Annotated in this window: 28 protein-coding genes and 4 tRNA genes; 9 read left to right on the forward strand and 23 right to left on the reverse strand. The window is 69.6% G+C overall.

The annotated features are described in order from the left end of the window. Positions 1–15 precede the first annotated feature (15 nt). The 9 genes from mreC to OHA25_RS31795 all read right to left on the reverse strand — a co-directional run bounded on the left by mreC (position 16) and on the right by OHA25_RS31795 (position 7,623). Complete coding sequence (mreC, locus tag OHA25_RS31755; RefSeq protein WP_327580628.1) at positions 16–753, reverse strand: rod shape-determining protein MreC; 738 nt, start codon at positions 751–753, stop codon at positions 16–18. Further along, a complete protein-coding gene (locus OHA25_RS31760) occupies positions 750–1,973 on the reverse strand; it encodes a rod shape-determining protein (RefSeq protein WP_327580629.1) in 1,224 nt (407 codons plus the stop codon). Before OHA25_RS31760 ends, mreC begins: the two co-directional genes overlap by 4 nt. 132 nt (positions 1,974–2,105) lie before the next feature. Then, positions 2,106–2,537 (reverse strand): nuclear transport factor 2 family protein, encoded by a 432-nt coding sequence (locus tag OHA25_RS31765; RefSeq protein ID WP_327580630.1) that lies wholly within the window; start codon positions 2,535–2,537, stop codon positions 2,106–2,108. A gap of 15 nt (positions 2,538–2,552) precedes the next feature. After that, the gene (locus OHA25_RS31770; protein WP_327580631.1) at positions 2,553–5,093 is read right to left on the reverse strand and encodes a hypothetical protein; all 2,541 of its coding nucleotides are present in this window, start codon (positions 5,091–5,093) and stop codon (positions 2,553–2,555) included. Between the two features lie 277 nt (positions 5,094–5,370). After that, a tRNA-Val gene (locus OHA25_RS31775) sits at positions 5,371–5,442 on the reverse strand. A 5-nt stretch (positions 5,443–5,447) separates the two neighbouring features. After that, positions 5,448–5,518, reverse strand: a tRNA-Cys gene (locus tag OHA25_RS31780). 15 nt (positions 5,519–5,533) lie between these two features. Then, positions 5,534–5,605 (reverse strand) — tRNA-Gly (locus OHA25_RS31785). Between the two features lie 77 nt (positions 5,606–5,682). Further along, positions 5,683–6,408, reverse strand: coding sequence for an SDR family NAD(P)-dependent oxidoreductase (locus OHA25_RS31790; RefSeq protein ID WP_327580632.1), 726 nt, complete (start codon positions 6,406–6,408; stop codon positions 5,683–5,685). A gap of 15 nt (positions 6,409–6,423) precedes the next feature. Continuing rightward, positions 6,424–7,623, reverse strand: coding sequence for a hypothetical protein (locus tag OHA25_RS31795; RefSeq protein ID WP_327580633.1), 1,200 nt, complete (start codon positions 7,621–7,623; stop codon positions 6,424–6,426). A 102-nt stretch (positions 7,624–7,725) separates the two neighbouring features. Between OHA25_RS31795 and OHA25_RS31800 the strand changes: the two genes are divergently transcribed. Genes OHA25_RS31800 through hutH form a run of 3 tightly spaced genes read left to right on the forward strand, consistent with a single transcriptional unit; the run spans position 7,726 to position 10,604 of the window. Then, complete coding sequence (locus tag OHA25_RS31800; protein WP_327580634.1) at positions 7,726–8,277, forward strand: hemerythrin domain-containing protein; 552 nt, start codon at positions 7,726–7,728, stop codon at positions 8,275–8,277. A 49-nt stretch (positions 8,278–8,326) separates the two neighbouring features. Beyond that, complete coding sequence (locus OHA25_RS31805; RefSeq protein ID WP_327580635.1) at positions 8,327–9,034, forward strand: ArsR/SmtB family transcription factor; 708 nt, start codon at positions 8,327–8,329, stop codon at positions 9,032–9,034. A gap of 19 nt (positions 9,035–9,053) precedes the next feature. Then, positions 9,054–10,604: a histidine ammonia-lyase gene (hutH, locus tag OHA25_RS31810; protein WP_327580636.1), complete on the forward strand. Its 1,551-nt coding sequence runs from the start codon at positions 9,054–9,056 to the stop codon at positions 10,602–10,604. Here hutH and OHA25_RS31815 read toward each other — a convergent pair. Further along, positions 10,585–11,769: a Rid family hydrolase gene (locus OHA25_RS31815; RefSeq protein ID WP_327580637.1), complete on the reverse strand. Its 1,185-nt coding sequence runs from the start codon at positions 11,767–11,769 to the stop codon at positions 10,585–10,587. The two genes, hutH and OHA25_RS31815, sit on opposite strands and share 20 nt — an antisense overlap. 57 nt (positions 11,770–11,826) lie before the next feature. Here OHA25_RS31815 and OHA25_RS31820 point away from each other — a divergent pair, with 57 nt between their 5' ends. The 4 genes from OHA25_RS31820 to OHA25_RS31835 all read left to right on the forward strand — a co-directional run bounded on the left by OHA25_RS31820 (position 11,827) and on the right by OHA25_RS31835 (position 15,213). Beyond that, a complete protein-coding gene (locus OHA25_RS31820) occupies positions 11,827–12,777 on the forward strand; it encodes a LysR family transcriptional regulator (RefSeq protein ID WP_327580638.1) in 951 nt (316 codons plus the stop codon). Beyond that, a complete protein-coding gene (locus OHA25_RS31825) occupies positions 12,711–13,730 on the forward strand; it encodes a chorismate-binding protein (RefSeq protein WP_327580639.1) in 1,020 nt (339 codons plus the stop codon). The genes OHA25_RS31820 and OHA25_RS31825 overlap by 67 nt, the downstream gene beginning before the upstream one ends. Continuing rightward, positions 13,727–14,557 carry an aminotransferase class IV gene (locus OHA25_RS31830; protein WP_327580640.1) on the forward strand — a complete coding sequence of 277 codons (831 nt, stop codon included), beginning with the start codon at positions 13,727–13,729 and terminating at the stop codon, positions 14,555–14,557. Before OHA25_RS31825 ends, OHA25_RS31830 begins: the two co-directional genes overlap by 4 nt. A 143-nt stretch (positions 14,558–14,700) precedes the next feature. Further along, entirely contained in the window at positions 14,701–15,213 is a 513-nt protein-coding gene (locus OHA25_RS31835; RefSeq protein ID WP_327580641.1) for a hypothetical protein, read from the forward strand. Between the two features lie 5 nt (positions 15,214–15,218). Here OHA25_RS31835 and OHA25_RS31840 read toward each other — a convergent pair whose 3' ends face one another. After that, positions 15,219–16,571, reverse strand: a complete 1,353-nt coding sequence (locus tag OHA25_RS31840) for an LVIVD repeat-containing protein (RefSeq protein WP_442942215.1) — start codon at positions 16,569–16,571, stop codon at positions 15,219–15,221. Positions 16,572–16,696: 125 nt separating this feature from the next. Between OHA25_RS31840 and OHA25_RS31845 the strand changes: the two genes are divergently transcribed. Beyond that, positions 16,697–17,311 carry a DUF305 domain-containing protein gene (locus OHA25_RS31845; RefSeq protein ID WP_327580643.1) on the forward strand — a complete coding sequence of 205 codons (615 nt, stop codon included), beginning with the start codon at positions 16,697–16,699 and terminating at the stop codon, positions 17,309–17,311. 152 nt (positions 17,312–17,463) lie between these two features. Here OHA25_RS31845 and OHA25_RS31850 read toward each other — a convergent pair whose 3' ends face one another. Beyond that, complete coding sequence (locus OHA25_RS31850) at positions 17,464–17,880, reverse strand: SsgA family sporulation/cell division regulator (protein WP_020547189.1); 417 nt, start codon at positions 17,878–17,880, stop codon at positions 17,464–17,466. A 461-nt stretch (positions 17,881–18,341) separates the two neighbouring features. Between OHA25_RS31850 and OHA25_RS31855 the strand changes: the two genes are divergently transcribed. Next, a tRNA-Val gene (locus OHA25_RS31855) sits at positions 18,342–18,413 on the forward strand. A 75-nt stretch (positions 18,414–18,488) separates the two neighbouring features. Here the strand turns inward: OHA25_RS31855 and OHA25_RS31860 are convergent. The 11 genes from OHA25_RS31860 to OHA25_RS31910 form a co-directional block, all read right to left on the reverse strand. After that, positions 18,489–19,631, reverse strand: coding sequence for a tyrosine-type recombinase/integrase (locus OHA25_RS31860; protein WP_327580644.1), 1,143 nt, complete (start codon positions 19,629–19,631; stop codon positions 18,489–18,491). Positions 19,632–19,696: 65 nt separating this feature from the next. Then, positions 19,697–19,888, reverse strand: a complete 192-nt coding sequence (locus tag OHA25_RS31865; protein WP_327580645.1) for an excisionase family DNA-binding protein — start codon at positions 19,886–19,888, stop codon at positions 19,697–19,699. Next, the gene (locus OHA25_RS31870) at positions 19,885–21,276 is read right to left on the reverse strand and encodes a replication initiator (RefSeq protein ID WP_327580646.1); all 1,392 of its coding nucleotides are present in this window, start codon (positions 21,274–21,276) and stop codon (positions 19,885–19,887) included. The genes OHA25_RS31865 and OHA25_RS31870 overlap by 4 nt, the downstream gene beginning before the upstream one ends. Before the next feature lie 369 nt (positions 21,277–21,645). After that, entirely contained in the window at positions 21,646–21,795 is a 150-nt protein-coding gene (locus tag OHA25_RS31875; RefSeq protein ID WP_327580647.1) for a hypothetical protein, read from the reverse strand. Positions 21,796–22,045: 250 nt separating this feature from the next. Further along, positions 22,046–22,192 carry a hypothetical protein gene (locus OHA25_RS31880; protein WP_327580648.1) on the reverse strand — a complete coding sequence of 49 codons (147 nt, stop codon included), beginning with the start codon at positions 22,190–22,192 and terminating at the stop codon, positions 22,046–22,048. Positions 22,193–23,003: 811 nt separating this feature from the next. Beyond that, positions 23,004–23,180: a hypothetical protein gene (locus tag OHA25_RS31885; protein ID WP_327580649.1), complete on the reverse strand. Its 177-nt coding sequence runs from the start codon at positions 23,178–23,180 to the stop codon at positions 23,004–23,006. A gap of 982 nt (positions 23,181–24,162) precedes the next feature. Next, entirely contained in the window at positions 24,163–24,327 is a 165-nt protein-coding gene (locus tag OHA25_RS31890; RefSeq protein ID WP_305920623.1) for a hypothetical protein, read from the reverse strand. Next, entirely contained in the window at positions 24,327–24,659 is a 333-nt protein-coding gene (locus tag OHA25_RS31895) for a hypothetical protein (protein ID WP_327580650.1), read from the reverse strand. Before OHA25_RS31895 ends, OHA25_RS31890 begins: the two co-directional genes overlap by 1 nt. Before the next feature lie 90 nt (positions 24,660–24,749). Next, positions 24,750–25,493 (reverse strand): DUF2637 domain-containing protein, encoded by a 744-nt coding sequence (locus OHA25_RS31900; protein WP_327580651.1) that lies wholly within the window; start codon positions 25,491–25,493, stop codon positions 24,750–24,752. A gap of 20 nt (positions 25,494–25,513) precedes the next feature. After that, positions 25,514–25,702 carry a hypothetical protein gene (locus tag OHA25_RS31905; RefSeq protein ID WP_327580652.1) on the reverse strand — a complete coding sequence of 63 codons (189 nt, stop codon included), beginning with the start codon at positions 25,700–25,702 and terminating at the stop codon, positions 25,514–25,516. A gap of 95 nt (positions 25,703–25,797) precedes the next feature. After that, positions 25,798–26,970: an FtsK/SpoIIIE domain-containing protein gene (locus OHA25_RS31910; protein WP_327580653.1), complete on the reverse strand. Its 1,173-nt coding sequence runs from the start codon at positions 26,968–26,970 to the stop codon at positions 25,798–25,800.

The following is a 26,970-nucleotide window of genomic DNA, read 5'->3' on the forward strand; positions in this document are numbered from 1 at the left end:
CACCGGCCGCATGGCTCACCTCCCGGTGTCGGGCACGATCACCGCGACCAGGTCGAGCGCGGACAGCCGGGCGGCGGGCCGCACCAGCGCCGTGCGCGTGGCCGCGCCGGGCGCCCGCTCGATCCGCGCGACCGTGCCGATGGGCAGCCCGGCCACGTACGGCCGGCCGCCGGCCGACCCGAGCGTCACCACCTGGTCGCCGACCTCGAGCGGCGCGTTGGGGTCGAACAGGCTCAGCCGCAGCAGGCCGTCGCCCGGCATTCCCGTCACGACGCCTAGCTCGCCGGAGGCCGCCATCCGCGCGCCCACCGACGACCCGGGATCGGTGATCAGCGACACGGACGCGGTGGCCGGGCCGGCCCAGCTGACCTTGCCCACGAGGCCGTCGGCGTTCAGCACCGTCACGTCGCGCGTCACGCCCGCCGCCGATCCCGCGTCGATGGTGACGTTCCTGCCCTGCCCGAAGCCGACCACGTGCGCGGAGACGCCACGATAGGGCGCCGGCGCCGCCGCCGGCGTGCCCTTGGCCCCGCCCGCGGCCAGCTCGGCCCGCAGGCGGGCGTTCTCCTGCTCCAGCGCCCGCAGGCGCCCCTCGCCGCCGACCGATCGGGTGACCGTGCCGATCGCGCTCTCGACCGTGCCGTACACGGTCGAGCCGGCCGCCCGCAGCGGCTCCAGCGGCATCAGCGTCCGGTCCACCACGACGAGCAGGACCGCGGCGAGTAACACGAGCAGGATGAGCGCCCGCTTCACCGCCGCGACCAATCGGGCAGCAGCACGTCCCGCATTGCCTGGAACCGCTCGACGCAGCGGCCCGCGCCCAGCGCCACCGAGTACAGCGGCTTGTCGACGACCCGGATCGGCATGCCGGTGGCCTGGCCCATCCGCTCGGCCAGCCCGCGCAGCAGGGCCCCGCCGCCGGTCAGCACGATGCCGTTGTCCAGCAGGTCGCCGGCCAGCTCGGCCGGGCACTGGTCGAGCGTCGTCTGCACGGCGTCGATGATGGTCTGCACCTGGTCCTCGATGGCCTCGCCGATCTCCTCCGAGGTCATCGTCGCCGTCTTCGGCAGCCCGCTGACCAGGTCGCGGCCGCGTACGGGGGCGCTGGCGTCCGGGGAGATGGCCCGCGGCGCGGCGGCCGGGAGGACGGCCTCCTGCCTGGGCCTGGACCGGAACGGATTCCACCGGCGCGGGGCGGCCGGCGGCTCGGGCTCCTCGTCGTCCACCACGATCGGCGGCACGGAGTCCGCACCGGCGGCCCCCACCCGGTGCCGGCCCCGGGGCGTGATCTCGGCATCCCGGGAGGGCGCGGGCCGCACCATGCCCAGATCGATCTTCAGCCGCTCGGCCGTACGGTCGCCGAGCAGCAGCGCGTGCTCTTTCTTGGCGTAGGTGATGACGGCCTCGTCCAGCTCGTCGCCGCCCACCCGTAGCGACTTGGCGACCACGACGCCGCTCATGGACACGATGGCGACCTCCGTGGTGCCGCCGCCGATGTCGACCACCATGTTGCCCGTGGCCTCGCCGACCTTCAGCCCGGCGCCGATCGCCGCGGCCATCGGCTCCTCGATGATGTGCACCCGCCGCGCGCCCGCCTCGTAGGCGGCCTCCTTGACCGCCCGCTGCTCGATGGAGGTGGTGCCGCTCGGCACCGCCACCACGATCCGGGGTTTGGCGAGGAACCTGCTGGGGTGCGCCTTCTGGATGAACATGCGTAACATGCGCTCCGCCGCGTCCAGATCCGCGATCACGCCGTCCTTGAGCGGCCTGATCGTGGCGATGTGCGGGGGAGTACGCCCCACCATACGTTTGGCCGCCTTGCCGACGGCCACGACGGTGTTCTTGTGAAGGTTGATCGCGATGACGGAGGGCTCGTTGAGCACGATGCCCTTCCTGCGGACGTAGACGAGAGTGTTGGCGGTGCCTAAGTCGACCGCTATGTCATGACCGAGAAGACCCAATGCGAATGCCATGTGCCGCACAGCCCTTTCGACCCGGTGGGGGGCAGGGGGACACTGCCCGCACTCGCGCTGCCCTCAGGGGTTTCACCACAAACGCAATATCTTTGTAGCGGCCCCATGACCGCAGGTCAGTCCCGGTCCTGCTCAGCGGGCGGTGCGCCAGCTCTGCTCCTCGACGAGCTCCGTGCTGCGCCATCCGGCGGGCGTGCGGCGCATGCGGTGGTGATACCAGCCGCCGCCGTGCAGGAAGCCCTCGGTGCCGGCCGCGACCATCTCGCGCGTCGGGGCGAGCGTGTCGGTGAAGGGCGCGCTCACCCGCGCCTGCCCTTCGTGGAAGTCGATCGTGGGGGCGCCGATCAGGTGCAGGCGGCCCGGCCAGTGGGAGAGCACCTCGGCCAGCCAGGCCTTGACCTCCTCCCGTGTGCCCTTGATGCCGCCCGCCGAGGTGTAGTCGATCAGCGCGTCGTCGCTGAACACCTCGTCGAGCAGCTCCCATCGGCCGGAGTCGATGGCGCGGGTGTAGCGGGCCAGCAGGTCCGCGATCTCCAAACGGTCGGCGATCTCCTGAGCGTCCATGGTGTGATCGTCGCGCTAGAAGCGCTCGGTGACCAGCCCGGACAACCGCTCCCGCGAGGCCCGAACGGTGAACGGCTCGCAGCCCGTGCAGAAGTAGCCGCGGCCGAAGGTGAACTCCACCGTGCCCTTGCCCAGGTTGACCAGCAGACGCTCGTTGTCCACGGTCACGGTCCGCGGAATCTGGCGGGCCGGCATGAGGGGCCGCAGCGCGGCGGCCAGCCGCCTCCTGCCCTCCGGGGTGAAGGCGACCGGGGCGAAGATCTCCCGCACGGTGATCGTCCGCCCCTCGGCCACGTCATAGGTGACCGCCCGCCAGTGCTCGCCCGCCAGCAGGTAGCGCACCGAGATCACCTGAGCGTCGCCGCGTACCACGACGTGGGTCCCGGTCACGCTCCCGTGGGCGGCCGGGTTCGCGCGGAGGTCGCGCAGCATGTCCTCGAGGTGGTCCCTGACCGGCGCGAACAACGCCGCGTTGACCCGCCGCGCGTCCCCGCCCGAGGCCCGCGGGTAGGAGATGTCGATCGTGAGCCGCGGCCGCTGCTCCCGCCAGGTGGCCGAGGTGATCATGAACGCGGGCGGGGCCCCTCGCGCCAGGGGCGCCGCCGCCACGGCGACGAGCACGGCGGCCCCGGCCAGCAGGATCTTTCTCGGCGGTCGCGGAGCCGCCACCCCCGCCACGACGAACGGCCCCGCCACGAACCCCGCCTGCAAGCCCGCCACGGGGTCCAGCGGCAGGCTCGCCAGCCCTCCCGCCACCACCGACGACCCCCACACGGCCGTCCACGAACGGAGCCCTTTCGTGTTCGATCGCCCCAGGACGAGGTAGGTCAGCCCGGCGAGCAGGACGACGTAGAGGGCGCCGGCGAGGTTCTCCAGCGGCGCTTGCGCCACGGACACGGCCGGGGCCGTCACGAAGACCCCGCTGTCGTGGACCTCGGCGTGCGGTTCGACGCCGAACCCGCGGACCGCCCCCGCCGCCACCACCACCGCCAGCGCCGCGCCGGCCGCTCGCGCGGCGGCCGCCAGGCGTTCCCGCCGGGCCGGCACGTGCTCGCGGACCTGCTCCTTCCAGGCCCGGTACCGCTCGGCCAGCGTCCCCCAGGTCTCCTCGTCCTCCAGCTCGACGATCCGTACGAATCTGGTCAAGCCGACCTGTGAGTGCACGATGAATAACAGCGCCGCCAACCCCGGCACGACGACTCCCGTGAAGAGCGCCGCCTCCCCGGCCGGGGAGATGCCCTGCAGCCGTTCGCCGGTCACCCCGTACGCGATCACGCTGCCCGCGTTCCAGCCCATCGCCGCCGCCAGCGCCAGCACGCCCACCAGCACCACGTAGTCGGAGGCGGGGAAGAGCCGGACGAGCCGCCCCCGTACCGCGAGATGGACGAGGACCGCCGCCGACGCCGCGAACACCGCCGTCACCGTCCACAACCACACCACGGCCGTCCTGCCCAGCACGGGGTCCGGCGGCGCGAGGAAGGCGAGCGCCCGCACCATCACCGGCGTCCCGTCGTCGTACGTGCGCCGCGTCAGCACGGGATAGCGCGAGGTCACGGCTATGCAGAAGTACGTCAGCGCGAGCGCCGCCCCCGCCACGAGCAGGCTCCACCGCCGATCGGGCCGCACCGGATCCGGCGGCGCGGGCTCGCGATCGTTCCCCGGGAGCAGGATCTGCAGCCCGGTGCCGGCCAGCGCGAGCAGCAGCGGCGGCACCGCGATCTGCGCGGGCTCGGCGACCAGCGCCGCGCCGATGTCGCGGGCGTACTCCACGGCCCAGGCCGGGTTCAGGGGGTCGGCGAGGAGCGGTTCCCGCATGCCGCGGTCGATCGCGACCACGGCCGCGTACACGATCGGGGCCGCGCACAGGGCGATCCACGCCAGGACGAACGCCCGCCCCGGCCGGCCCTCCACCGGTAATCGCCGCCGCAGCGACCCCTCCAGGTAGCTCGCCACGATGGCCGCCAGCACCACGGCCACCTGGTCGAAGTAGCCGGGCGAGAGCGGCAGCCAGGCCAGCAGCGGCTCCTGGTCCCTGATGAGAACGCTCCACACCAGCGCCCAGCCGAGCACCAAGCAGGGCAGCACCCACCGGCGCGGCCAGAACACCCGCTTGGCCGGCGGCGGGGGAGAGGCCGGCAGGGTGCGCGTCACGGCCAGCGCCGCGAGCGCCGCCACCAGCGCCGTCGCCATCCCCCAGGAGGCGGCGTACGGCGCGGGCTCGGCGAACGCCGACCCGCGCGCCCCCGCCCACGCCAGCACCGCGATCACGCCGGCGGGCCCGCCCGCCAGGCACCAGCAGGCCACCAGCCCCACCCTCGACGGCCCGAAGCCGGACCAGCGGAACGCCGCATACGCTCCCGCCGTGAGCGTCACCGAGAAACCCGCCAGCGTGACCAACGCGATCAGCACCGGCCCCTGGCCCAGTCCGGGGAACACCAGCGCCCCCGCGAACGGCCGGCCGAGCAGGAACCCGCCCACGGGCGGCAGGGCGGCCAGGCCCGAGACGGCGAACGCCGAACCCGCGGCCGCTAGCAGGAACATGCCAGTCGACTTCACCACGCCCCGGTAACTGCCCGCCCAGCGCCGACCCGTGCGCGGACCGGACAGCCGCCCACGTCAAAGGCGCTTCGCCCGCTGCCGGAGCAGTCGCGCCAGCCGGAAGGACGCCAGCACGCTCACGCCGCGGCCGGGACGGCGACCGCACGGCGGCGGCCCGCGCCCGAGACGCCGGCCTCGGCACCCCGGGGGCCATTCGGCTCCCGGGCCCTTCCCGGCCACAAAGCGAGAAGCCAGGTTCGTGATCGGCGAACCTGGCTTCTCGATGCAAAACGCGTGGACGATACTGGGATTGAACCAGTGACCTCTTCCGTGTCAGGGAAGCGCTCTCCCGCTGAGCTAATCGTCCTTACGAGGTGGCGACGGGATTTGAACCCGTGTGGACGGCTTTGCAGGCCGCTGCCTCGCCTCTCGGCCACGCCACCGAGCCGGAAGCTCCGAGCGGAAGACGGGATTCGAACCCGCGACCCTCACCTTGGCAAGGTGATGCTCTACCACTGAGCCACTTCCGCCTCCGCCCCGCCCGGGGCGACGAGAGAACTCTAGCGAATCCTGGCCGAGTCCCCAAACTGGAATATGCCCGCGCAGGTCAGCTGTGGCCGCCGTTGACCGTGACCCGCTGCCCGGTGATGAACGCGCCGCCGTCCGAGGCCAGGAACGACACCGCCGCCGCCACGTCCTCCGGCGTGCCCATCCGGCGCAGCGGCACCTCCTCCAGGTAGCCGCTCTGGTCGAGCCCTGTGTGCCGCTCCACGGGGATCCAGCCGGGCGCGACCACGTTGACCGTGACGCCGTACGGGCCCAGCTCGCGTGCCCACGCCTCGGTCAGCGCGTGCTGGGCGCTCTTGGCCGCGATGTACGCCGACATGCCGGGCAGGTTGCGGTCGACGACGTCGGAGCCGATCTGGATGACCCGGCCGCCGCCGCGCTCCCGCATGCCGGGCAGCACCGCCTGCACCAGCAGGGTGGGGCTCTTGACGAAGAAGCGGAGCTGGTCGAGGTGGGCCTCCCAGGTGAGGTCCTCCATCGGGATCAGAGGCTGCGGCCCGGTGGCGTTGGCCACCAGCACATCCACCGGGCCGAGGCGTCCGGCGATCCGCTCGACCAGGCCCGCCACGCCGCTCTCCTCGGTGACGTCGGCGAGGAAGCCCTCCGCGACGCCGCCGGCGGCGCGGAGGGCGTCCACGACCTGCTGGACGCCGTCGGCGTCCTTGCCGGCGTTGACGGCGACGGCCAGGCCGTCCGCGGCGAGCCTGCGCGCGATCACGGCTCCCAGGCCGCGGGAGGCGCCGGTGACAAGGGCTACTAAGGTCATGGAGGAGACCTTAGGTCAGCGGGCGGGCTGCAGATCCGCCGGGTGCGGCCCCTCGGTCTCCAGGCGATATTCCTGGCCGGAGACGGCGCGGTTGTCGTCGATGACCCGCTCCGACGGCGGCTGCTCCCCGCCCATGATGGCCTCCTGCATCCTCGAGAACCGCTCGTGGGCCTCCCGCACGTAGCCCGTCCCCAGCGTGGTCTGGTCGATCTGGGTGGCGATCAGGTCCCGGACGTAGGCCTTGTTCGGCTCGAATGTCACCGGCGGCGGCAGGGCCGGCGCCAGCACCTGGCCGGGCTCGCGGCCGTCGAACCGCTTGAACATCTCGGCCGCCAGCCGCAGGTGCTCCAGCTCCATGCTCAGGTGCAGCTCCCAGATGTGCTTCACCTTCGGGTCGGACTCGGTCTCCATGAACGAGTAGTACAGGTAGCACTCGTTGTACTCGTGGGTGAGCAGCATCTCCCACCAGCTCTCCCCGGGGTCCACGAGCGACTCGTAGTGGGTGACGTGCTCTTCCTCGATGAGCGCGATCTCCTGATAGAGCTGGCGGGCGATCGGCTCCATGTACATCGGGCCGACGTTCATGTAGAAGTTCATGGTCTGCTGCTCGGCCGCCATGATCGTCAGTGCGTGCAGGCGGGACAGCGGCTCGGTCGTGGCGCGGTCGTAGGGCTCCCGCACGTTGTCCACGGGGTCGCGGTGGTGCAGATAGGTGGGCCGTCCCGGCATCACCTCGGTGAGATTGTCGACGATCTTCCCGGCCTTGCGGTGCTCGATCATCTCGTACAGGTTGGCGTACCGGTAGAGGTGGTCGAAGTCCTCCAGCACGCCGAACTGGTAGGCCTGCCGCAGGTACGGGTCCGGCTCCATGCGCGCCACCCACGAGGTCAGGTCCACGGCGACCTGTTCGTAGGCGATGGTGGTCTCCAGCACCGAGGCGACGCCGGGCAGCAGCCAGTTGACCACCTTCTGCTGCTGGGCCTCGAGGTAGCGCACCCGGGCCAGCTGCCGCTTGGCCTCCAGGTCCGGACAGTGGCGGGCCAGCTGGTGACTGAAGAGGATCCCCTCCGTCTCGATGCCGTTCATGGTGATGATCCGGCACCGGGTGTACGGGTCGGCGTGGTCGGGATCGATGGGCGTGACATGGAGCTCACGCCAGTCGCGCAGCTGCTCGTCCAGCGGGATGCCCCGCTCCTGCAACGGGTCGAAGGCCATGTCGCCGCCCGTACCCGGCGCATTCTCCGCGTTAAGTCCTCCAACGGCCCGCGTTCGGTAAGGAAACGCGTGCCGTCCGCGGGCCCCGGGTAGGGCGCTGACGTGGCTGAACATGATGTGATCGACCTGCTGACGGCCCAGCACGCGCAGATCAGGGACCTGTTCGACGAGGTCGAGCAGGCGCCGCCGGACAAGGTGGAGGCGGCCTTCGGCCGGTTGACGCGGATGTTGTGCGTGCACGAGACCGCCGAGGAGGAGATCGTCCACCCGTACGCGCGCAGGAAGCTCGACAACGGCCAGGGCGTGGTCGCCGACCGGCTGCACGAGGAGAACCGCGCCAAGCAACTCCTCCTCGACCTGCACAACGACGGCGTGGACCACCCCCGGTTCTGGGAGCGCCTCGCCGACCTGCGCACCGCCGTCACGGCGCACGCGCGAGGCGAGGAGCGGTACGAGTTCGCGAAGCTGCGCGAGCGCACCTCCACGGCCGAGCGGCGGGCCATGGCGGCGGCGGTGCGGGCGGCCGAGAGCCTCGCCCCGGTGCGCCCGCACCCCGGCACGGAGTCCGCCACCAAGAACCTGCTGCTCGGAACGCCCCTGGCGGTGATGGACCGGGCCCGCGAGCTGATCCGCAAGGCCCTCGGAAAGGGATGACGGCATCCTTCGACGCCGGGCGAAATATCGGCGTACTACCGTCGGGAGCATGGAGCACATCGCCCGAGACGCCGACATCGCGCCCGTCGCCGCGCTCATCGCGGATCCGACCCGGGCGGCCATCCTGACAGCCCTGCTCGACGGGCGGGCGCTGGCGGCCGGCGAGCTGGCCAGAGTGGCGGGCGTGAGCGCGGCCACCGCCAGCGCGCACCTGGCCAGGCTGCTCGACGGCCGGCTGGTGGACGTCGTGCGCCAGGGCCGGCACCGCTACTACCGGCTGGCCGGGCACGAGGTGGCCGAGGTGCTGGAGGTGCTGGCCAGGATCAGCGCTCGCCCGCCCGTGCGCTCCCTGCGCCAGTCCCGGCAGGCCAGGATGCTGGAGGAGGCCCGCACCTGCTACGACCACCTCGCGGGCCGCGCCGGGGTGGGACTGCTCGACGGGCTCAGGGAGGGCGGCTACTACGCGGCGCACGACCTGACCGGCGCGGGCGAGCGGCTGCTCGCCGGGCTCGGCGTGGACGTGGCGGGCGCGCGGGGCTCGCGCCGGAGGTTCGCGCCCGAGTGCCTGGACTGGACCGAGCGCAGGTCCCACCTGGGCGGGGCACTGGGGGCGGCGGTCACCGAGGCGCTGTTCGACCGCGGCTGGTTCCGGCGCGGCAGCGTGCCCAGGGCAGTGATCGTCACCGATGAGGGCAGGGAGGGGCTGTCGGCATTGCTCCCAAGTAAGGAGCTAACATCGCATACGCCGGTTACCTAGCAAGTGAGAGAGACCCACCATGCGCGACAACGGAGTCGTGAACGTCGGCCCGGAACCCCTGACTTTCCATGACGTGATCGAGGTGGCCCGGCACGGGGCCGCCGTCCGGCTCACCGACGACGCGGTGGCCGCCATGTCGGCCGCCCGCCAGCGGGTGGACGAGCTGGCCGAGAGCCCGGTGCCCGCGTACGGCATCTCGACCGGGTTCGGGGCGCTCGCCACCCGCCACATCGACCCGGCGCTGCGCACCCAGCTCCAGCGCTCCCTCGTCCGCTCCCACGCGGCCGGCAGCGGCCCCGAGGTGGAGACCGAGGTCGTGCGCGCGCTCATGCTGCTGCGCCTGCGCACGCTCGCCTCGGGCCACACCGGCATCAGGCCCACCACCGCCAAGACCCTGGCCGCGCTGCTCAGCGCCGGGATCACGCCGATCGTGCACGAGTACGGCAGCCTCGGCTGCTCAGGCGACCTGGCGCCGCTGGCGCACGTGGCGCTCACGTTGATGGGCGAGGGCGTCGTACGGGACAAATCCGGAAATATGCTGCCCGCCGCCGAGGCGCTCAAGCAGGCCCACATCGAGCCTGTCGAACTGGCCGCCAAGGAGGGCCTGGCGCTCATCAACGGCACGGACGGCATGCTCGGCATGCTCGTCCTCGCCATCGAGGACCTCACCAGGCTCGTCAGGACCGCCGACGTGAGCGCCGCGATGAGCGTGGAGGCGCTGCTGGGCACCGACCGGGTGTTCATGCCGGAGCTGCAGGCGCTGCGCCCGCACCCGGGGCAGGCGCGCGCCGCCGCCAACATGATGAAGATCCTCAAGGACTCCGGCGTCATGGCCAGCCACCGCGACCCGGAGGCGTGCACCCGCGTCCAGGACGCCTACTCGCTGCGCTGCGCCCCCCAGGTCGCCGGGGCCGCCCGCGACACGATCGCGCACGCGGCGACCGTGGCCGGGTGGGAGCTGGCCAGCGCCGTCGACAACCCGGCCGTGCTGGCCGACGGCCGCGTGGAGTCCAACGGCAACTTCCACGGCGCGCCGGTCGCCTACGTCCTGGACTTCCTGGCCGTCGTGGCCGCCGACCTGGCCTCGATGTCGGAGCGCCGTACCGACCGGTTCCTGGACGTGGCGCGCAACCACGGGCTGCCCGCGTTCCTGGCCCACGACCCGGGCGTGGACTCCGGGCACATGATCGCCCAGTACACCCAGGCCGCGATCGTCTCCGAGCTGAAGCGGCTGGCGGTGCCCGCCAGTGTGGACTCGATCCCCAGCTCGGCCATGCAGGAGGACCACGTGTCCATGGGCTGGTCGGCCGCGCGCAAGCTGCGCAGGTCGATCGACGGCCTGACCCGGGTGCTGGCCGTCGAGGTCCTCACCGCCGCCCGCGCGCTCGACCTGCGGGCCCCGCTGGAGCCCGCGCCCGCTACGGCGGCCGTGGTCAAGGCGCTGCGCGAGACCGTGCCCGCCCCGGGGCCCGACCGCTTCCTGGCGCCGGAGATCGACTGCGCGGTGCGCCTGGTGGCCGACGGGGGAGTGGTGGCCGCCGCCGAGTCGGTCACCGGCCCTCTGGAGTGAGCGCCACGATCAGGTCCACCTCCAGCAGCAACCCCGGCATGAACAGCTTCGACACCTCCACGGTGGTGCTGGCCGGGGGAGTGCCGGTGATGTACCTGCGGCGCACCGCCCCGTATTCGGCTCGGGCGTCCATGTCCGTGAGGTAGGTCCTGATGAACGCGATGTCCTCGAACGTGGCGCCCTGATCGGCGAGGATGCGCGCGATGACCTCGAAGACGTGCTCGGCCTGGGCCGCCATCGAGCCCTCGCCGACCACCTTCCCGCTCTCGTCGAAGGCCGCCACGCCGGAGACGTAGAGCGTGTCGCCGGCGCGGACGGCGTGCGAGTACATGCCGTTCGTCGCCGGGATCGCCGGCACGGTGACCGGCACGGCACGCGGGGCGCGCCCGCCTCCCACGTGCTCCACGATGGCGGTCAGGTCCCGGTCACCGAACCCGGCCGCCCTCGCCTCCTGCAGCCGCTTGCGTGCCGCCGTGGCCAGCGACCCGCCCTCCCAGGCCCCCAGCTCCAGATCCTTGGCCGCGTGCGCCAGCGAGTAGCGGGTCTGCTCGGCCGGCACGCGTAGCCGCTCGGCCAGCACGCCCAGCGGGGTGCCCGACAACACCTCGATCAGCGCCTCGCGGTCCACGCCGTGCGCCTGGCCGTAGGCGTACGTCTCGGCCAGCAGCACCTGCGCGGGCACGATCGCGCTCATCACGGCGATCTTCATGGCCGCGCCCGCCCCCAGCGGCCCCAGCTCCCGCACGGTCCCGAGCGCCGACAACACCCCCCGGCAGCCCGAAAGTTCGCCACCGGCGAGCACGGTCAGCGTGCCGTCGGCGGCGGGGCCGACGCTGCCCAGCACCGGCGCGTCCACCAGGTTGATCGAGGAGGGCAGCAACGCACGCAACGCGCGCACCGCCTCCGGGCCGATCGTGGACATCTCGACCACCGTCGCGCCGGGCCGCAGCCCCGGCAGCGCCGCCGCCAGCACCTCGCGTACCGCGGCCGGGTCGCTGAGCATGGTGATGACCAGATCCGCGTCCTCCACGGCCGCCGCCGCGGAGATGCCGGTCCCGCGGCGCCACGTCGTCACCTTGTGCCCGGCCGCCAGGAGCCGCCGGGCCATCGGGACGCCCATGCGTCCCTGTCCGAGAAAAGCAATCTGTCCGAGAAAAGTCGCCATGGGGAAAGTACACCTGGATGCGAGGCATTCCACCACCGACTAGATTGCATACCAGCCATGCCTGATGAGAATGCCTTCGACACCGCGGCGCTCCGCCTCCTCGACGAGGTGGCGCGGAACGGGTCGTTCACCGCCGCCGCCGAGCTGCTCGGATACACCCAGTCGGCGGTCTCCCGCCGGGTCGCCGCGCTCGAACGCGCCGCGGGCGGGCCGCTCTTCGAGCGCCTGGCCCGCGGGGTACGCCTGACGCCCGCCGGCGCCGCCCTGCACCGCCACGCCGTCGCCGTGCTGGACCGCCTCGACCGCGCGGGCGAGGAGCTGGCCGCCATCCACGGCGGGCGGGGCGGGACACTGCGCGTCGGCGCGTTCGCCACCGCCAACGTGGACCTCGTCCCCAGCACCTTGAAACGCTTCGCCGCCCGGCGTCCCGATGTCGAGCTGCGCCTGACCGAGGGCCTCACCGCGCGGCTGATGGACCGGCTCAGAGAGGGGGCGCTGGACGTGGCCGTGATCAGCGACTACCCGGCCGGGCTGCCCGCAGGTCCGCCCCGCCCCGTGCCGCTGCTCGAGGACCGCCTGTTCGTGGCGCTGCCCGCCGGCCACCGGCTGGCCGCCGAGGACGAGGTGGATCTGCGGGACCTGGCCGGCGAGACCTGGATCGAGGCGGCCCCGCGCGGCCAGCCCACGCTGCTGGTCACCGCGTGCGCGGCCGCCGGGTTCACCCCACGCAGCGGGCTGCGGGTGGCGGAATGGATGGGCAAGTTCGCCTTCGTGGCTTCCGGGCTCGGGGTGACGCTCGTGCCGGAGCTGGCGGCGCGGGCCGTACCCGCCGATCTGGTGCTGCGGCCGCTGCGCGGGACGGCGCCGGTGCGGAAGGTGTACGCGGCCCTGCCCGGCGAGCCACTGCCCGCGGCGCTGGAGCTCGTCGAATTGCTGGGACAATGGGGGGCGTGTACGACGGCTTTGCCTACCTCGGTCACACCCTCGCCACCGGTCTGCGGGACGTGACCTCCGATCTTGGCGCGCTCGACGGCGAGGGCTGGTGGGCGGTTGTCGTCGACTACGAGGGCAAGGTGACGTGCGCCCGGTTCGACCAGGTCCGCCAGGCGCCCCTGCCCCGGCCGGCCGCCCCTTGGCACGGGCCGCACCCCGGCGAGTGGCGCAGCTCGCTCGACCGGACCGCGTACGAGCGTGGTGTGCGGGCCATCCGCGACTACATCGAGCAGGGCGAGGTCTACCAGGCCAACCTGTGCCGGATCCTGACCGCGCCCGTCCCGCCTGACGCCGACCCGCTCGCCCTGGCCGCGAGGCTCGCCACCGGAAACCCGGCACCCTACGGCGGCGTGATCCAGGTGCCCGGGCTCAGCGTGGTGTCGGCCTCGCCCGAGCTCTACCTGTCGCGCGACGGCGACGTCGTGGAGTCCCGGCCGATCAAGGGCACCGGCGCGACCGCCGGCGACCTGCTCGACAAGGACTACGCGGAAAACGTCATGATCGTCGACCTCGTCCGCAACGACCTGGGCAGGGTCGCGGCCGTCGGCTCCGTCGAGGTGCCGTCGCTGTGCGCGGTCGAGGCGCACCCCGGCCTGGTCCACCTCGTCTCCACCGTGCGCGCCCGGCTGGCGCCGGGGATGGGATGGCCGGAGCTGTTCGCGGCGACGTTCCCGCCCGGGTCCGTCACCGGCGCGCCCAAGTCATCGGCGCTGCGGATCATCAATGAGCTCGAACCAGCCCCCCGCGGGCCGTACTGTGGGGCTCTGGGCTGGGTCGACGCCGACCAGGGCAAGGCGGCGCTGGCCGTCGGCATCAGAACCTTCTGGATCTCGGACGGTCAAGGGGAGATCCGGTTCGGCACGGGAGCGGGCATAACCTGGGGCAGCGACCCCACACGCGAATGGCTCGAGACCGAGCTCAAAGCAGCCAGGCTCATCGCACTGGCGTCCACAGGAGGAAATGTATGAACATCCCTGTCTGGGTCAACGGGGAGCTGATCGACCCCGCACGTGCCACCGTCTCGGTGTTCGACCACGGGCTGATGGTCGGCGACGGCGTCTTCGAGACCATCAAGATCGTGAACGGGAAGTCGTTCGCCCTCACCCGGCACCTCGACCGGCTCAAGCTCTCCGCCCAGCGCATGGACCTGCCCGAGCCCGACCTCGAGGCCATCGCCGACGGCGTGGCCAAGTGCGTGGCGGCCGCGCCCGCCTGGGAGTTGGGCCGCATCCGCGTCACCTACACCAGCGGCCCCGGCCCGCTCGGCTCCGACCGCGGCGACCAAGGCACCACCGCCATCGTCATCGTGGACGAGCAGAAGCCGTTCCCGGCCACGGCCAACGTCGCCGTCGTGCCGTGGCCGCGCAACGAGCGCGGCGCCCTGGCCGGCGTCAAGAGCACCTCCTACGGCGACAACGCCAAGGCACTGCTGCACGCCAAGAAGCGCGGCGGCGGCGAGGCGATCTTCGGCAACCTCGCGGGCAACCTGTGCGAGGGCACCGGCTCCAACATCTTCATCGTCCGCGACGGCCGCCTGCTCACCCCGACCCTGGAGTCCGGCTGCCTGGCCGGCGTCACCCGGGCGCTGGTGCTCGAATGGTGCGGCGGCGAGGAGGCCGACGTGCCGCTGTCGGCTCTCTACGAGGCCGAGGAGGCCTTCCTCACCTCCACCACCCGCGACGTCCAGCCGATCAAGCTGGTGGACGACACCGAGCTGCCGCTCGCCCCCGGCCCGATCACCACCAAGGCGATGCGGGTCTTCGCCGAGCGGTCCGCCGCCGATCTCGACCCCTGATCCCGTCATCCGCGACGCGGCGGCCCGCCCCGGGACCGCCGCGTCGCTACATTTGATCTACATTTCCGCCGCCGGCCTCTGCGAAATCAACCGGCGGCGTTACGATTTCCGCAGAATCGCCTTCCGATCAACGGTGAGTGCACATGAGCGGGGAGGCCGGCGCGCCGCTGCCGCCCATTTCTGAAATGGGCGCGATCCTCACGGTCGAACGCGTGCTCGCCCGCACCCCGGCCCTCGCCGTCCGGCTGCCCATGATCCAGGCGTACGCCACCGGCTGCCTGCTCAACCTCGACGTCGTGGCCCGCAACGCCACCGCGCCCCGCACCCTGGCGTTGCAGCTCGACTCGGCGTTCTCCGGCGAGGAGAGCACGTCGCTGCACGTCATGCTGCGTTATCCGGACGGCGTCGAAGTGGACTCCGGCAAGGACCACGACTGCGCGCCGCCGAGCCTTTCCTGGTTCCCCGGAGGAGTGCGCGGCGACGCGTCGTTCACTCTTTACCAGATGCCCCTGTGGCTGTTTCCCCTGCCGCCGCCCCAGGATTTCCTGCTGACCGTGGAATGGCCGTGGGCCGGCATCGCACCCGAGTACGTCTGGCTCGACGGCGCCGCCATCGCGGGGGCGGCGGCGCGGTCGACGCATGCGTGGCCTCTGTAGGTGTGTCAGTAGCTCTTCTGGGTCTGGACGTTGAAGTCGTCCATCGTGACCTTCTCGGCCGGGTCGGTGAGCGGGTCGTCGATCTTCAGGACGTCCAGGCCCTGCGTGATGTCGCTGGAGTAGATGTAGCCGTTGTAGTAGTAAGCCGACCAGGAGCCGGCGATGACGCTGCCCTTGACCGGGCCGCGCTCGAAGTAGCCGATCTCCTTGGGGTTCGCCGAGTCGGTGAAGTCCCAGATCGACACGCCGCCCTGATACCACGCCTGCACCATGATGTCCTTGCCGGGCACCGGGATCAGCGAGCCGTTGTGCGCCACGCAGTTCTCCTCCCGCTGCTGCTCCCTCGGGATCTTGAAGTAGCCCCGCTTCTGCAGCTGGCCGTCCACCAGGTCGTAGACGGCGTTGGCGCCCTTCGTGTTCGGCGTGTTGCGGTCGCACGTAGCCTGGCCGCCGCCGCCCAGCTCGTCGCTGAACACCACCTTCGTGCCGTCGTTGTTGAACGTCGCCGAGTGCCAGATCTGGAAGTTCTCCCTGTCGGTGAGCTGCTGCAGCACCTTCGGCTTGATCGGGTCGGAGATGTCGAGCAGCACGCCGTCGCCGAAACAGGCGGCCGCGGCCAGCTTCTTCTCCGGGTAGGCGGTGATGTCGTGGCAGCCGGAGGCGAACTCGGAGTGCTGGCGCTCAGGGAAGATATCCGGCTTCGCCACGATTTTTGCGGATTGAGGTGAGGCTAGCGGGACTTCTACGACCTGGATGAGCTCGTGCGGTGCGGGGCAGGTCTCCGAATCGGGTTCAGGGCCGGGGGAGGAGACGTACACGTACAGGCTGTCCTGGCCGGGCACCATCGTGTGGGTGTGCGAGCCGCACTCGGTCTGGACGGCGCCCACGTACTTCGGGCTCTTCTTGTCGCTGACGTCGAAGATCCGCAGGCCTTCCCAGGACGGGTCGTTCTGGCTCGCGTCGCACTCCGGGCCGCCGACCGGCTCGTCGATGGACAAGATCAGCAGATTGTCGTGAATCGTGACATCGTTCTGCTGGGCCGGGCAGGCCACCTGGCTCACGACCTGCGGCTTCGTGGGGTCGGTGATGTCGTAGATGGAGAAACCGCCGAAGTTCCCCACGTACGCGTAGTCGCCCTGGAAGGCCAGGTCGGTGTTGATGTCGTCGGCCCCGGTGAAGGGCGCGGTCTTCGGCACGTGGGCGACGTGCTTGACGTTGTCACTCGTCATGACACCGCCGCCGCCGGCCGTGCCGGAGACGGTGGCGGCTGGAGCGCTGGTCTCCTGCAGTGCGGTCGCGGATGGCGCGGGCGGCTCCTGCGACGCCAGCGGGCCGGCCGCGCACGCGGAGGCCAGCATTAACGCCGTACCCACCACCGCTCCGCGGAACTTTGCAGAGATCAACGCATATCCCCTTTGTCTCGTAGTTCAGTATGGAAGCTATGTCAGCAGGTTCATGGCCGCGCACGGTGTTCGTCATAGTTATGGCGACTTTCGCCGTGGCTGCCTGCTCTCAGCAGCCCGTTCAGCACGTCGCGCCGGTTGGTACGGACGCGCCTGTCCTGGTGCCGGGGAGCCCCGGGGCCACGGCCCGTACGGCGATGCCGGGGGAGCGGATCGGGCAGCCGTCGAAGGCGGCCGTGGCCTCGGACGTGCGCTTCGCGGAGGCCATGATCCCCCACCACCGCCAGGCCCTGGAGATGACGTCCTTAGTGGACGACCGCACCACCACGCCGGCGATCCGCGCGTTCGCCCGCTCCATCACGACCGCCCAGACCCCGGAGATCAACGCCATGACCGGCTGGCTCGCCGAGCTGGGCCGTCAGGCGCCGGCCGGGCACGCGCACGAGCAGGCGGCGGGCTATGGGATGGCGACGACGCAGGAGCTCAACGCGCTGCGGGCCGCCCGAGGGGCCGCGTTCGACCGCCTGTTCCTTCAGCTGATGACCCGGCACCACGAGGGAGCGGTGAAGATGGCCGGCGAGGAGCTGGCCGGCGGGCGTGACCAGCGCATGCGGCTGCTGGCCAAGGACGTGTACTCGGGGCAGACCATCGAGATCGCCCGGATGAAGGAGGTCCTGAATTCCCTGCCGGCTTAGACCCTCTGACAGGGAGACGGTCCCTCCGACGGGAGGACGGTCTCTCCGGCGAGAGGACGGTCCCTCCGGCGGGAGGACGGGCGCCTCAACAGGGAAACGGCCCCGCCCGTCATGCGGGCGAGGCCGTCGGAGTGCCTATGATGTCTGGGCGCTCAAGAAGGCCACAGCATGTTCGTCAGCTCGGCGTCCAGATCCATGAAGTCGGTCTCGCGCCCCGCCGGCACCTTCTCGTAGGTCCGGTGCAGGAACTCGGTCAGCGGCGCCAGGGGCACTTCGAAGAGCGCCTGCCCGAACGGCGACGTGAGACTGATGTGGAGCGTGCGCTCGCCGTCGGCGCGGGCCGGCCACACCTGCACGTCGCCGTCGCCGACACGCCGCACGATGCCCACGGTCAGCAACTCGCGGGCGAAGATCCACTCGACCGGCTCGTCGTTCCCTACGTGGAAGGCCATGCGGATGGCGTACGGATCGTCGGCTGTGTAACTCAGTCCGGCGAGCAGGGGGACGGTAGTACGGTCGGGGACCACAAGCCGAAGGCCAAGCTCGGCGGAGACGGTGGTGCTGTTCATCGTCAGCCAAACCTTTTCGTCGTAGGTCCCCTCTTCGGGGCTTTCACTGCTCTGACGGACTTCGTCCTGAGCTATGACGCGGAACGAAGAAACCTGTAGGAAAGATTCCGCTTCAGGGGCCTTCTGTAACGCACATCACAGCTAGACATTTAGGCATCTACCAGGCTAAACGGCATCAATCGGGTCGTATTTGCAAGGGTTTTGCGTGCTGTGGAGCCTGTCCCGGAGTGGCCGACCATGAACGTTTCTCGCGAAAAGATCGCGATCGGCTCCTTCCGGAACACGACGATGGTATGCCACCGACCCCTGCCGCCGGTGGGCAACCGCCGCCTTTCACCTGAATCCCTCCCATCGCTCTCCCTGCTGCTTCTGTCATGCCCCCGCCGACCGCTTTCACTTCGCCAGCACGTGCCAGAGTGCGGTATGGTTTTCCCCGTCGGCACCGCAAGGGACCGGCAGGCGGGCGATTAGCTCAGCGGGAGAGCGCTTCGTTCACACCGAAGAGGTCACTGGTTCGATCCCAGTATCGCCCACACAGGTCAAGGGCCACACCCCACACGCGGGAGTGGCCCTTTTGATCTTTGTGCAGCAGCAAAGTGCAGCAGTCCCTACCCGTCAAGACTGTCGCCGAGGCGTCTGAGAGCGTTCCTGGTGGCCTCGGACGGAGCCTCACTGTAGATGTCCATCGTTACCGTGATTTTGCTGTGACGGAGGATCTGCATCGCCACACGGGGATGCACGTCAAGCGCGACCAGAAGCGAGGCGCACGTGCGCCGGGTGTCGTGGACCTTGATCGGCCGGACGTTGGCGCGCTTGCATGCGGTGTGGAAGTGCCGGTTGAAGTTGCGCGGCTCGTATGGCGTGCCGTACTTCGTCGTGATCACCAGATCGTTATCGCTCCAGACGTCACCCACAGCGCCTCTGTCGGCGGCCTGCTGTTCAGCGCGCTCCTTCAGCGCCATCACACACACGTCCGGGATCGGCAGTACGGCCGCCGAGCCTGGCGTCTTGGTTTCCCGATGGTGCAGCTGCCGGCCAACCCGTTGCAGTTGCCAGCTGATCGTCACTTCCCGCGCGTCGAGATCCACATCGTCCCAGGTGAGCCCGAGCGCCTCGCCACGGCGCAAGCCAAGAACCAGAATCAGCACGTATGCCACGAACAGCGGATCATGTACTTGCCGAGCAGACTCGAGGAATCGCCGTGCCTCCTCCACCGTCCACCAGCTCCTCTTAGGCTTACGCGGCGTCGGCAGCCTCACGGCGCCGGCCACGTTCTTGGCGATGATCTCTTCCGTGATGGCGATCCCGAGCGCGGCCCTGAGTGTGTCCCGGACGTCCTTGATCGTACGCGCGGCCAAGATCGCCTGGCAGCACTCGCCCAGAGCACAGCACCGCGGGTTACGCCGACTCGCGTCCTTACCGAGCGCGCAGCACTGGCACGTGTGACGCAGCGTGTTGAGCCACTCGCGGACGTGCTTGACCGTCAGCTTGTCCAGCCGCCGGTGGCCGAGTCCAGGGATGAGGTACAGGCGAGCGAAGGTCTCATATCTGGCGTACGTGGCGGGGGCGAGGTTGGGCTCGACGACTTCGCGCAGCCAGTAGGCGAGGAAGTCGGCCAGCTTGGGCACGTTGGAAGCGACCGTTTCCCCGCCTTGCACCTTGGCATGCAGCTCCAGCCAGGCCTTACGGGTCTCCTCGTACGTCTTCCGCTTGACGTACTTACGCTTGCGGCCACCGTCCGGCGTCGTCACCCAGACGAAGGCTCGGTAGCCACCTGGCACGGGGTAGATGGATCCTTCCCCGTTGCCGCGGCGGCTCACTCTGCCTGCCCTTCGGCGATCTTGTTGACGTACTCATCGACCCATTGCGGCAGGATGCGGCGATGCCGGCCGTCCTTGACGCTGCGGATCTGGCCGGACAGCACGAGGAACTTGGTCTTGGTCAAGCCGAAGCCGAGCATGTCAGCCACCTCCTTGGTGGTGTGCCAGCGTTTAGTGATCACAGTCATGGGCTTGCCTCCTTTCCTGGTGTGCCGCTTGGCGGCGCGTTGACGATCGACGTGGCCAGTACCGATTCGCCCGGGGTGTAGCCCTGGCCAGCGAAGCTCCAGTGCGCGAGCACCAGAGTGGTGCCGTCGTGTGGTTCGAGGCCGAGCTGGGCGCGGCGGTGTTCAGCGCGTTCATCGCGGATTGCGCCGAGCGTGGTCGAGTACACGCGGGATCGGGTGGAGAAGTGACCGCGGAAACCGAGCATGTGCGCCCACTTGCGAAGCCGCAGCCCGGTCAGCTCGGGATGCGTTTCGGGGTGGCCCAGCCGCCACGCGGTGCGAATCAGCCGGGCGGCGTGCGGCGTAGCACCGCGCTCGTGCAGGTTGGTCAGGTCGTGTGCGTGGACGCGCCGGTCGAGGGTGCCCGTGGTTTCGGCGGCTTTGGTGGCGTATTTGGCGATGTAGGCGGCCACGGCCTGTTCGGACAGGTGGCCGTCGAGGTCGCCGGTTTGGATGGGTTTGACGTCGACCTGCCGCCCCCAGACCAGCTCTGTGGTGGGTTGGCCGAGGTCTGGTGCTTTCAGTCGCACCGCGGCCACGGCCGAGTCGATCGCGTTCTGGAGCAGTTCCAGGCTGGCCCACGCCGGCGGTTCGGCCACGTCGGCCGGTTCGGTCGTGCGGCCGTCGAGACGGACGACGGCGTGGAAGTGCACGACGCCGCGGGCTTGGTATTCGGCGACCTTGGCGAACGACACCCGCACCGTCTTGTTGAACGCGGCATGGGTCAGCCCCGCGGCGGTGGCCAGGTGCCGGCGGAGGTAGATGGTGAAGCGGCGCCACAGCTCGCCTGCGTGGGCGTTCCACAGCACGTGCCCGATATAGTCGTAGGAGTCGGCATCCAGGGGTTGGCCGAGGCGCGAGTCGTCGGCTTTGTGGCGTTCAAAGCATGCCGGACCCGAGCGGCGGGGATGGCACACCCGGCGCACGCCGTCCTTGTCGGGGCCGCGATGCACCGGCCCGAACGACGGCGCGGTGAGCGTGAGGAACGCCCGCGGGTGAGCGCGCACGGTGGCCGGCACGCCCTTCTCCTCACCCAGGAGCCCGGCGCGGATCAGGTGGAAGGTGTCACGCCGGTACAGCTCCGCGCACGAGGTGCAGCGTGAGGCGCGACGGTTGCCGCACCGGATCAGGAGCTGTCCGTGCGGTTCGCTCGCGGTGCTGTAGCTGGAGAGCACGTGGCCGGTCGTCGCATCCAACGTCATGCTCTCCCCGGCCAGCCGTACCGGTTCGGCGCAGCCGCCGAGGCGGTGAACTTGCTCCAGCCAGCGGGACAGGTCCTTGCCGGAGCGCCGGGCCAAGTCGCGCACGACCGGCCCGACGCAGTCGGCGAGCAGCGTCGGTGTGCTCACTGGCCGCCCACTCCCGTGCCCTCGCAGTTGAAGCAGGCGATCACTTCCTCGTATATCTCGCCCTCGCTGTGACGTTCGCTGACAACGAGCTCGCCGGAGCCTTCACAGACTCGGCAGAAAGCAGGCATGTTCACCCTCGAACCCTCCTCACTTCGACGATCTCCACTCCAGGTCGGCAGGCATCGCATTGCCGGTCCGCAGGAAGACGACGGCCGCAGGCGATCAGTCGGTGTTGGCCCTTGGCCTTGACCTCGATCGGCCGTTGACAAGGCCCCCCGCTGTCAGCCGCCGTGACGTGCCGCGTGACGCTCCAGGGGTGGTCCTGGACACCGTCGGCGTAGGTTTCGGTCACGGCGATCCGGTAGCGGCTCACCGGCTGGCCTCCACCTCGCCTGTACCGCCGCATCGGCCGCAGACGGGATAGGTGCGATAGCCGCGGTCATCCCAGGTCAGCGGAATGGCAAGGTCGCCTTGCCCGTCACATGTGGGACAGGGGATGCGCTCGATGTCGGCCTTCATCGGCGCACCTCCGACGTGCCGGTGCCGTCGCAGCCGTCGCAGGGTCGGTAACCTCTGACGGCGCGCCGATCGAAGACTGAGCAGAGCAGCCACCCCTGGCCCCAGCAGCGTCCGCACTCCTGGGTGATCTTCTTTGTGGTCACTGTCCGCACCTGCGGCAAAACAGCGCCGCGTCGTAGTTCAGCGCGCGGCAGCGGCAGCATTCTCATGTGCCGGGTGTTATCGGCGGCAGCTCCGGCGCCGGGCCCGGTCACAGGTCGAGCCCTTCCAGGTCCTTGCCGGTGACGCGGCCCGTGCCGTGGCAGGTGGAGCACTCGTGCACGTAGATGCGGCCACGTCGCTTGCCGGAGCCGCCGCAGCGGGGGCAGCGCATGCTGGTGGGTTGTGTGTGCTGCATACTGGAACCTCCTTTGCTTGATGCCAGGTGATGGAGGCGCGCCCGGCGGGACGGACGTGAGCGGCCAAGCTGGAGACGTTCCGTGGGCGCGCGCCCTGGTTGATCACGATGTGGTAGCGGCGTTGAGTTCTGCTCGCGTGGAATTTCGGCAAACGGCGTTGAGTACCGCCAGGCAGCGCTCCTGTTCGTGCCGAGATCCGGTCCGTGTCGCTTTGTCGAATTCACGGACCGCCGCTTTGATTTTGTCTACTTGGGATTTCCGGACCATGTTTTCGCTCCCAGTTCTCGACCCGGCCCACCCGGCCTTGATTAGGCGAAGTTGACCCAGAACGAGTAACGGCAGTTGGGGCAGCCGACCTGCAATCCGGCCTCACCCACCAGCAACGCGTCAAAACGTGCGAGTCGGGTCTCGTAGCGGCAGTCGGGGCAGCTCACGCGCCTGTTGTTAATGCCTGTCGTGTTTGACATGCGACGGACCTCAGCATGCCCAACACTGAGAGGCGTGCTGGTTTGCATACCTGCTCAGGCTGTGACCCTTGTCACCGCACCCCTCACACACCCATCGGCCATAGGGTGCGACTTTGGGATCAAAGGCCCAGACGACGGTGCTGCCGCCCGCGGTGCGGTATGTAATTACCTCCTTCATCTTGCCTCCCTTCGCTTTTCTAGCGATCACATTTCGGGCATGTCCTCGTACGCACGTACAGGTAGCCTTTGCATATCGAGCAACGCACCGGTTGCTGCACCAGCGCAGCGTGTTGCGAGTCTTTCGCTCGGCTTCTTCTCGTGTTCCTCACGGCGGCATCGCGCTTTATCGTGCGCGGCATACTCGGGCGTGTTCGTTGGCCGCGCTCACCGGAGCGTGCCCGACTGCTTCCTTGCAGCCGTTACAGGTCCAATAGCCGTACTCGCTGGTCCTGTAGACGAACTCGACCGTGTTGCCGCCGACCGTCTCGAAAATGACTGTTTCGTTTTTCATCCCGGCCATGTCGTGTTCCTCTTCTTTTAGTCGCTCGGGTGGTTGTCGATCCCGGTGCCGTTGCAGTCTCGGCATGTCCGGCTTTCGGAGTCGATTCCGCTGCCGTTGCAAGTGCAGCATTGATATGAACCGAGTGGAATGTGGCGCCTGTTGCTGACCTTCATTTCGTCTTGTCGCCTCCTTTCTTGGGTTTGATGAGTGGCTTTCCGTGAGCCGCCCACCGGCTTTGGTGGGCGGCCGGACGCAATGTCACTCATCGGGTTGGGATAACTCCGTAACCGCCGCACACCTTGCAGGCTCGTCCTTCGTGAACGTAGCCTTTGCCGGTCTTCCACACCTTGTGCTCAAGAAGACCGCGGCCGGAGCACTTGCTGCAGGTCAATGGCTCGTTCGCTGGACTCTTACCGCGACGCAGTTTCATTTTTCACCTCCCATGCCATTCTTGTAGTGCCCGCCTTGTATCTCTTTAGCGCTTGCCTTTGCCTCCGCATCGGCCACAGTAGATATAGGTGCCGTTGGCGTAGGAGAAGCCACCTTCTCCTTTGCACCACCCGCATTCATTTTTGGCGACGGCGCCTTTCCTGTGCTTGCCCAGCATGTTCCCCTCCCTTGCAACCGATCGGACTTTGTCTCTGGTTTCGACCGTGCCCGTTCCGCCACAGATCCGGCACAGCCAGAAGCGCTGCACTTTCCATGACATGAACCAGCGCTTTTTCCTTGCCGCGCTGGAGTGGAGTCCGCGCCCGCCACATGCCGAACACGCCTGCACCGCTTCTGCCGGCATGGACTTCTGCGCCATTACAGGTGGCCTTTGCCTTGGCAGGTGAAGCACTTACGACGGACCTCCACGATGAGGAGCTGGCCGTTTTGCAGCCGCGACCGCATTTCGCCGATCTTGCCGATCCCGCGGCAGGTCCGGCATTGCCCACCTCTTGCCATGTCGAATTCTCCTTTCGAGTTATCCGGCAGAGATTCGGCCGGATTTCGGGTTTCAGGTCAGGACCGCGCTGAAGAAGATGGCCAGCTTGTCCGCGCCCGCCAGCACTCCGTCGAAGACGCCGTTGACGGCATCCGCCGCCTGAGCCGGACGCGTGAACAGGTAGAAGACGACGAACGCGATAGCCGCGTAGCCGAGCCAGCGCCGGAGCCGGAACATCAGCAGCCACCCCCGCTCACGGCGCCGTTGTAGCTGACCAGCGCCTGCCAGGCGTCCATGCACTCCTGGCTGATGGCCAGCGCTTCATAGGTGATCGGCCCGAAGTCGCGCGTGGTCTTGTAGTGCGCGCCACCACTGGCAGCCGAGCCGATCAGCTCGGCGACGCGGTCCACCGTGGCGCGTTCTTTGTCGTCGCTGTCGTCCACCACGTGCACCGTCAAGGTCGCGCCGTTGCTCGGCACGGGCACCCTGGGGTTGTCGGCCAGGAACCGCGCCAGGCTGCGCAAACCGGCGATGAACTCGGCGCGGACCGTGGAATCGGTCGTCATCATGAACTGTTGTCCTTTCGTCTTGACATAGTGGGGGGACTGGCTTTCCATGAGCCGCCCACCCGGGGAAGTGGTGGGCGGCCGGATGCAAGGTCAGTCGTCGTCCACGTGGCCGAGCAGGCTGGCCGCCAGCTCAGAAGTGATGTGCATGCGCGACCGCAGCAACTCCGCCGTGATGGGCCGGCCATGACTGGTGCGGTGCTCGGCGGCCAGGCGCCGTGCGTAGGCCAGCAGCGCAGGCGGCAAAGATGGGTCCACCTCCGCCGTGCTGCCGGCAGATGCAGTGGCGGCCTGTTCCAGCTCCGCAGGCGCCGAACGATCCGCCAGCGGTTCCGCGTGCTGGTCGACCCGGTCAAGCTGCACATGCCGAGTCGGTTGCGGATCGACATCGGCAGGCGCGAGGGACGGGTCTTCCCACACCAGGCCCATCTGTTCTGTGTCGGGTTCGGCCTCGTGCTGACCCGCGCGCCGTTCGATCATGGACATGGCGATCAGGAACGCCGCCGCCGGAGTCGCGGCCAGGATCCAGCCCCACGCGCTGCGCGGTGCTTCGGCCAGGTTCGCCGCCAGCGTCAGCACGATCCCGCCGGCCAGCACCAGCGACGGCCACGACATCAGCCCGCGGCGACGCCGGCCGGTGCGCTTGTCCCGCTGGATCTCCCGCGCGGCCATCACACACACCAGGTCGATACACACCGCCACCGCCCACGCCCGCCAGCCGTGCTGGCCGTACTTACGCGCCAGGCTGGAGATGTGATCGAACGACCCAACTGCCGCGATCAGCGCCAGCACCACCACCGGCCCCGAATCGGCCAGCCATGCCCGCAGTCGTCCCACCTTGCCCACCTCCCTTCGCCCTAACTGCGCACTTTGCAGGAGCAGCCCAGTTGCCGGCACCAGCCCGACGCGTTCGCCCACACCGGGTCATAGATCGCCCAGCCGCCTGGCTTGGCGCCGCCGGTATGCACCGCTCGCTGGTGGCCGCAGCCCCGGCACGCCTTCTCCAGCTCGTTCATGTCGTTCAGCTCCAGGCACCCGGACATCACCGGCCCTTCCGTCGCGACCGCTTCTCGGCATGGCTCCGCTACGGACTGGCGTGATCAGGGCTCACGCCCAGCCCGGGGAACCTCTCAGCCCGAGCTCAGACGGGCAGATCTTCCAGATCGGGATCGCTAAACTCGGCCAGCTCGTCCTCGGCCAGCTCGCCGGCATCACCTACGTCGATGGCGGGACCGCCGGTCAACAGCGCCCACGACGGCGTCAGATCGGCATACCGCTCCGCGGAGGCTTCGGCCTCCTCCTCCAGCACATGCACCGAACGAGCGTGATGCCAGCGGCTATCCGAGCCGATCACCACGGCCGTGCCCGGCCGGTCCGGTGAGATCTGCCGCGCAGCCGCGACCGCCCGCCGGTCCATGTCCCCCAGGCACATCTTGGCCGTCTCATCGTCGTTGACCATGTGGCAGATGCGGCCGGTCAACTGCGCGCGCAGCGCGGTCACGCCCTTACCCAGGTCCGAGCCGACCCGCTGCCCGCACACGAACAGGTAGATGCCGAACGCCCGGCCAAGCTGCGCGATCCGCAACAGCCTCGTGGCGACCGCGGCCACCTCATCCTTCTCGTTGTCCGGATCGGCCATCAAGAACAGCTCGGCCATCTCATCGACCAGCACCACCATCGGAATGGGGCGCGCTTCCTCCGGCAGCCGCGGATGCCAGATGTTCTTCACCCGGTACTGCCGACACAGCGCCATCCGCGACTTGATGATGCCGACCAGGTCAGCCAGCAGCTCGGCGCACTCGCTGCGTTCGGTGGCCAGCGCCGACAGCCGCGCCCGGTACGGCGTGAACTCCACCCCACCCTTCAGATCGAAGCCCACCAGCGCCACCGGTTGCGGAGCCAGCCCCACAATCAGCGCATTGGCCAGGTTCGACTTGCCCGACTGGGTCGCGCCCACGTTCAACCAGTGCGGCACCACCTTGAAGTCGACGACGTACGGATTGCCGTTGTCCAACAGGCCCACCCGCACCCGCAGCAGCCCATCGGCCATCACCTCAAGCCCGGCCACCGTCTCCAGCGGATCCACCAGCGTCGCCGCCAGCGTCACCCGGCCCGGACGCCACGACACCAACCGCACACTATGCACCCGCCACGCATGCGCCAGCTTGTCCAGCACATCCTCGTAATCCTCCGGCGTCTGCCCATCATGCAGCCGAGCCGTCACCTGGAACCCGAGCGGAGTCGGCCGAATCAGCCCCAGCCGCGGAGCCTTCTCCACCTGCACCCGATGCAGCTTGCGACGCTGCTTGACCAT

Source organism: Nonomuraea sp. NBC_00507 (assembly GCF_036013525.1).
In the GTDB taxonomy this organism is placed as follows: Bacteria; Actinomycetota; Actinomycetes; order Streptosporangiales; family Streptosporangiaceae; genus Nonomuraea.

Excerpts from the sequence above, each read along its gene's own strand:
- OHA25_RS31760 (WP_327580629.1), bottom strand. The coding sequence starts at position 1,973 with ATGGCATTCGCATTGGGTCTTCTCGGTCATGACATAGCGGTCGACTTA.
- OHA25_RS31765 (WP_327580630.1), bottom strand. The coding sequence starts at position 2,537 with ATGGACGCTCAGGAGATCGCCGACCGTTTGGAGATCGCGGACCTGCTG.
- OHA25_RS31790 (WP_327580632.1), bottom strand. The coding sequence starts at position 6,408 with ATGACCTTAGTAGCCCTTGTCACCGGCGCCTCCCGCGGCCTGGGAGCC.
- OHA25_RS31795 (WP_327580633.1), bottom strand. The coding sequence starts at position 7,623 with ATGGCCTTCGACCCGTTGCAGGAGCGGGGCATCCCGCTGGACGAGCAG.
- OHA25_RS31805 (WP_327580635.1), top strand. The coding sequence starts at position 8,327 with ATGGAGCACATCGCCCGAGACGCCGACATCGCGCCCGTCGCCGCGCTC.
- hutH (WP_327580636.1), top strand. The coding sequence starts at position 9,054 with ATGCGCGACAACGGAGTCGTGAACGTCGGCCCGGAACCCCTGACTTTC.
- OHA25_RS31815 (WP_327580637.1), bottom strand. The coding sequence starts at position 11,769 with ATGGCGACTTTTCTCGGACAGATTGCTTTTCTCGGACAGGGACGCATG.
- OHA25_RS31820 (WP_327580638.1), top strand. The coding sequence starts at position 11,827 with ATGCCTGATGAGAATGCCTTCGACACCGCGGCGCTCCGCCTCCTCGAC.
- OHA25_RS31825 (WP_327580639.1), top strand. The coding sequence starts at position 12,711 with ATGGGGGGCGTGTACGACGGCTTTGCCTACCTCGGTCACACCCTCGCC.
- OHA25_RS31830 (WP_327580640.1), top strand. The coding sequence starts at position 13,727 with ATGAACATCCCTGTCTGGGTCAACGGGGAGCTGATCGACCCCGCACGT.
- OHA25_RS31835 (WP_327580641.1), top strand. The coding sequence starts at position 14,701 with ATGAGCGGGGAGGCCGGCGCGCCGCTGCCGCCCATTTCTGAAATGGGC.
- OHA25_RS31840 (WP_442942215.1), bottom strand. The coding sequence starts at position 16,571 with ATGCTGGCCTCCGCGTGCGCGGCCGGCCCGCTGGCGTCGCAGGAGCCG.
- OHA25_RS31845 (WP_327580643.1), top strand. The coding sequence starts at position 16,697 with ATGGCGACTTTCGCCGTGGCTGCCTGCTCTCAGCAGCCCGTTCAGCAC.
- OHA25_RS31850 (WP_020547189.1), bottom strand. The coding sequence starts at position 17,880 with ATGAACAGCACCACCGTCTCCGCCGAGCTTGGCCTTCGGCTTGTGGTC.
- OHA25_RS31865 (WP_327580645.1), bottom strand. The coding sequence starts at position 19,888 with ATGACTGTGATCACTAAACGCTGGCACACCACCAAGGAGGTGGCTGAC.
- OHA25_RS31875 (WP_327580647.1), bottom strand. The coding sequence starts at position 21,795 with ATGAAGGCCGACATCGAGCGCATCCCCTGTCCCACATGTGACGGGCAA.
- OHA25_RS31880 (WP_327580648.1), bottom strand. The coding sequence starts at position 22,192 with ATGCAGCACACACAACCCACCAGCATGCGCTGCCCCCGCTGCGGCGGC.
- OHA25_RS31885 (WP_327580649.1), bottom strand. The coding sequence starts at position 23,180 with ATGGCCGGGATGAAAAACGAAACAGTCATTTTCGAGACGGTCGGCGGC.
- OHA25_RS31890 (WP_305920623.1), bottom strand. The coding sequence starts at position 24,327 with ATGTTCCGGCTCCGGCGCTGGCTCGGCTACGCGGCTATCGCGTTCGTC.
- OHA25_RS31895 (WP_327580650.1), bottom strand. The coding sequence starts at position 24,659 with ATGATGACGACCGATTCCACGGTCCGCGCCGAGTTCATCGCCGGTTTG.
- OHA25_RS31910 (WP_327580653.1), bottom strand. The coding sequence starts at position 26,970 with ATGGTCAAGCAGCGTCGCAAGCTGCATCGGGTGCAGGTGGAGAAGGCT.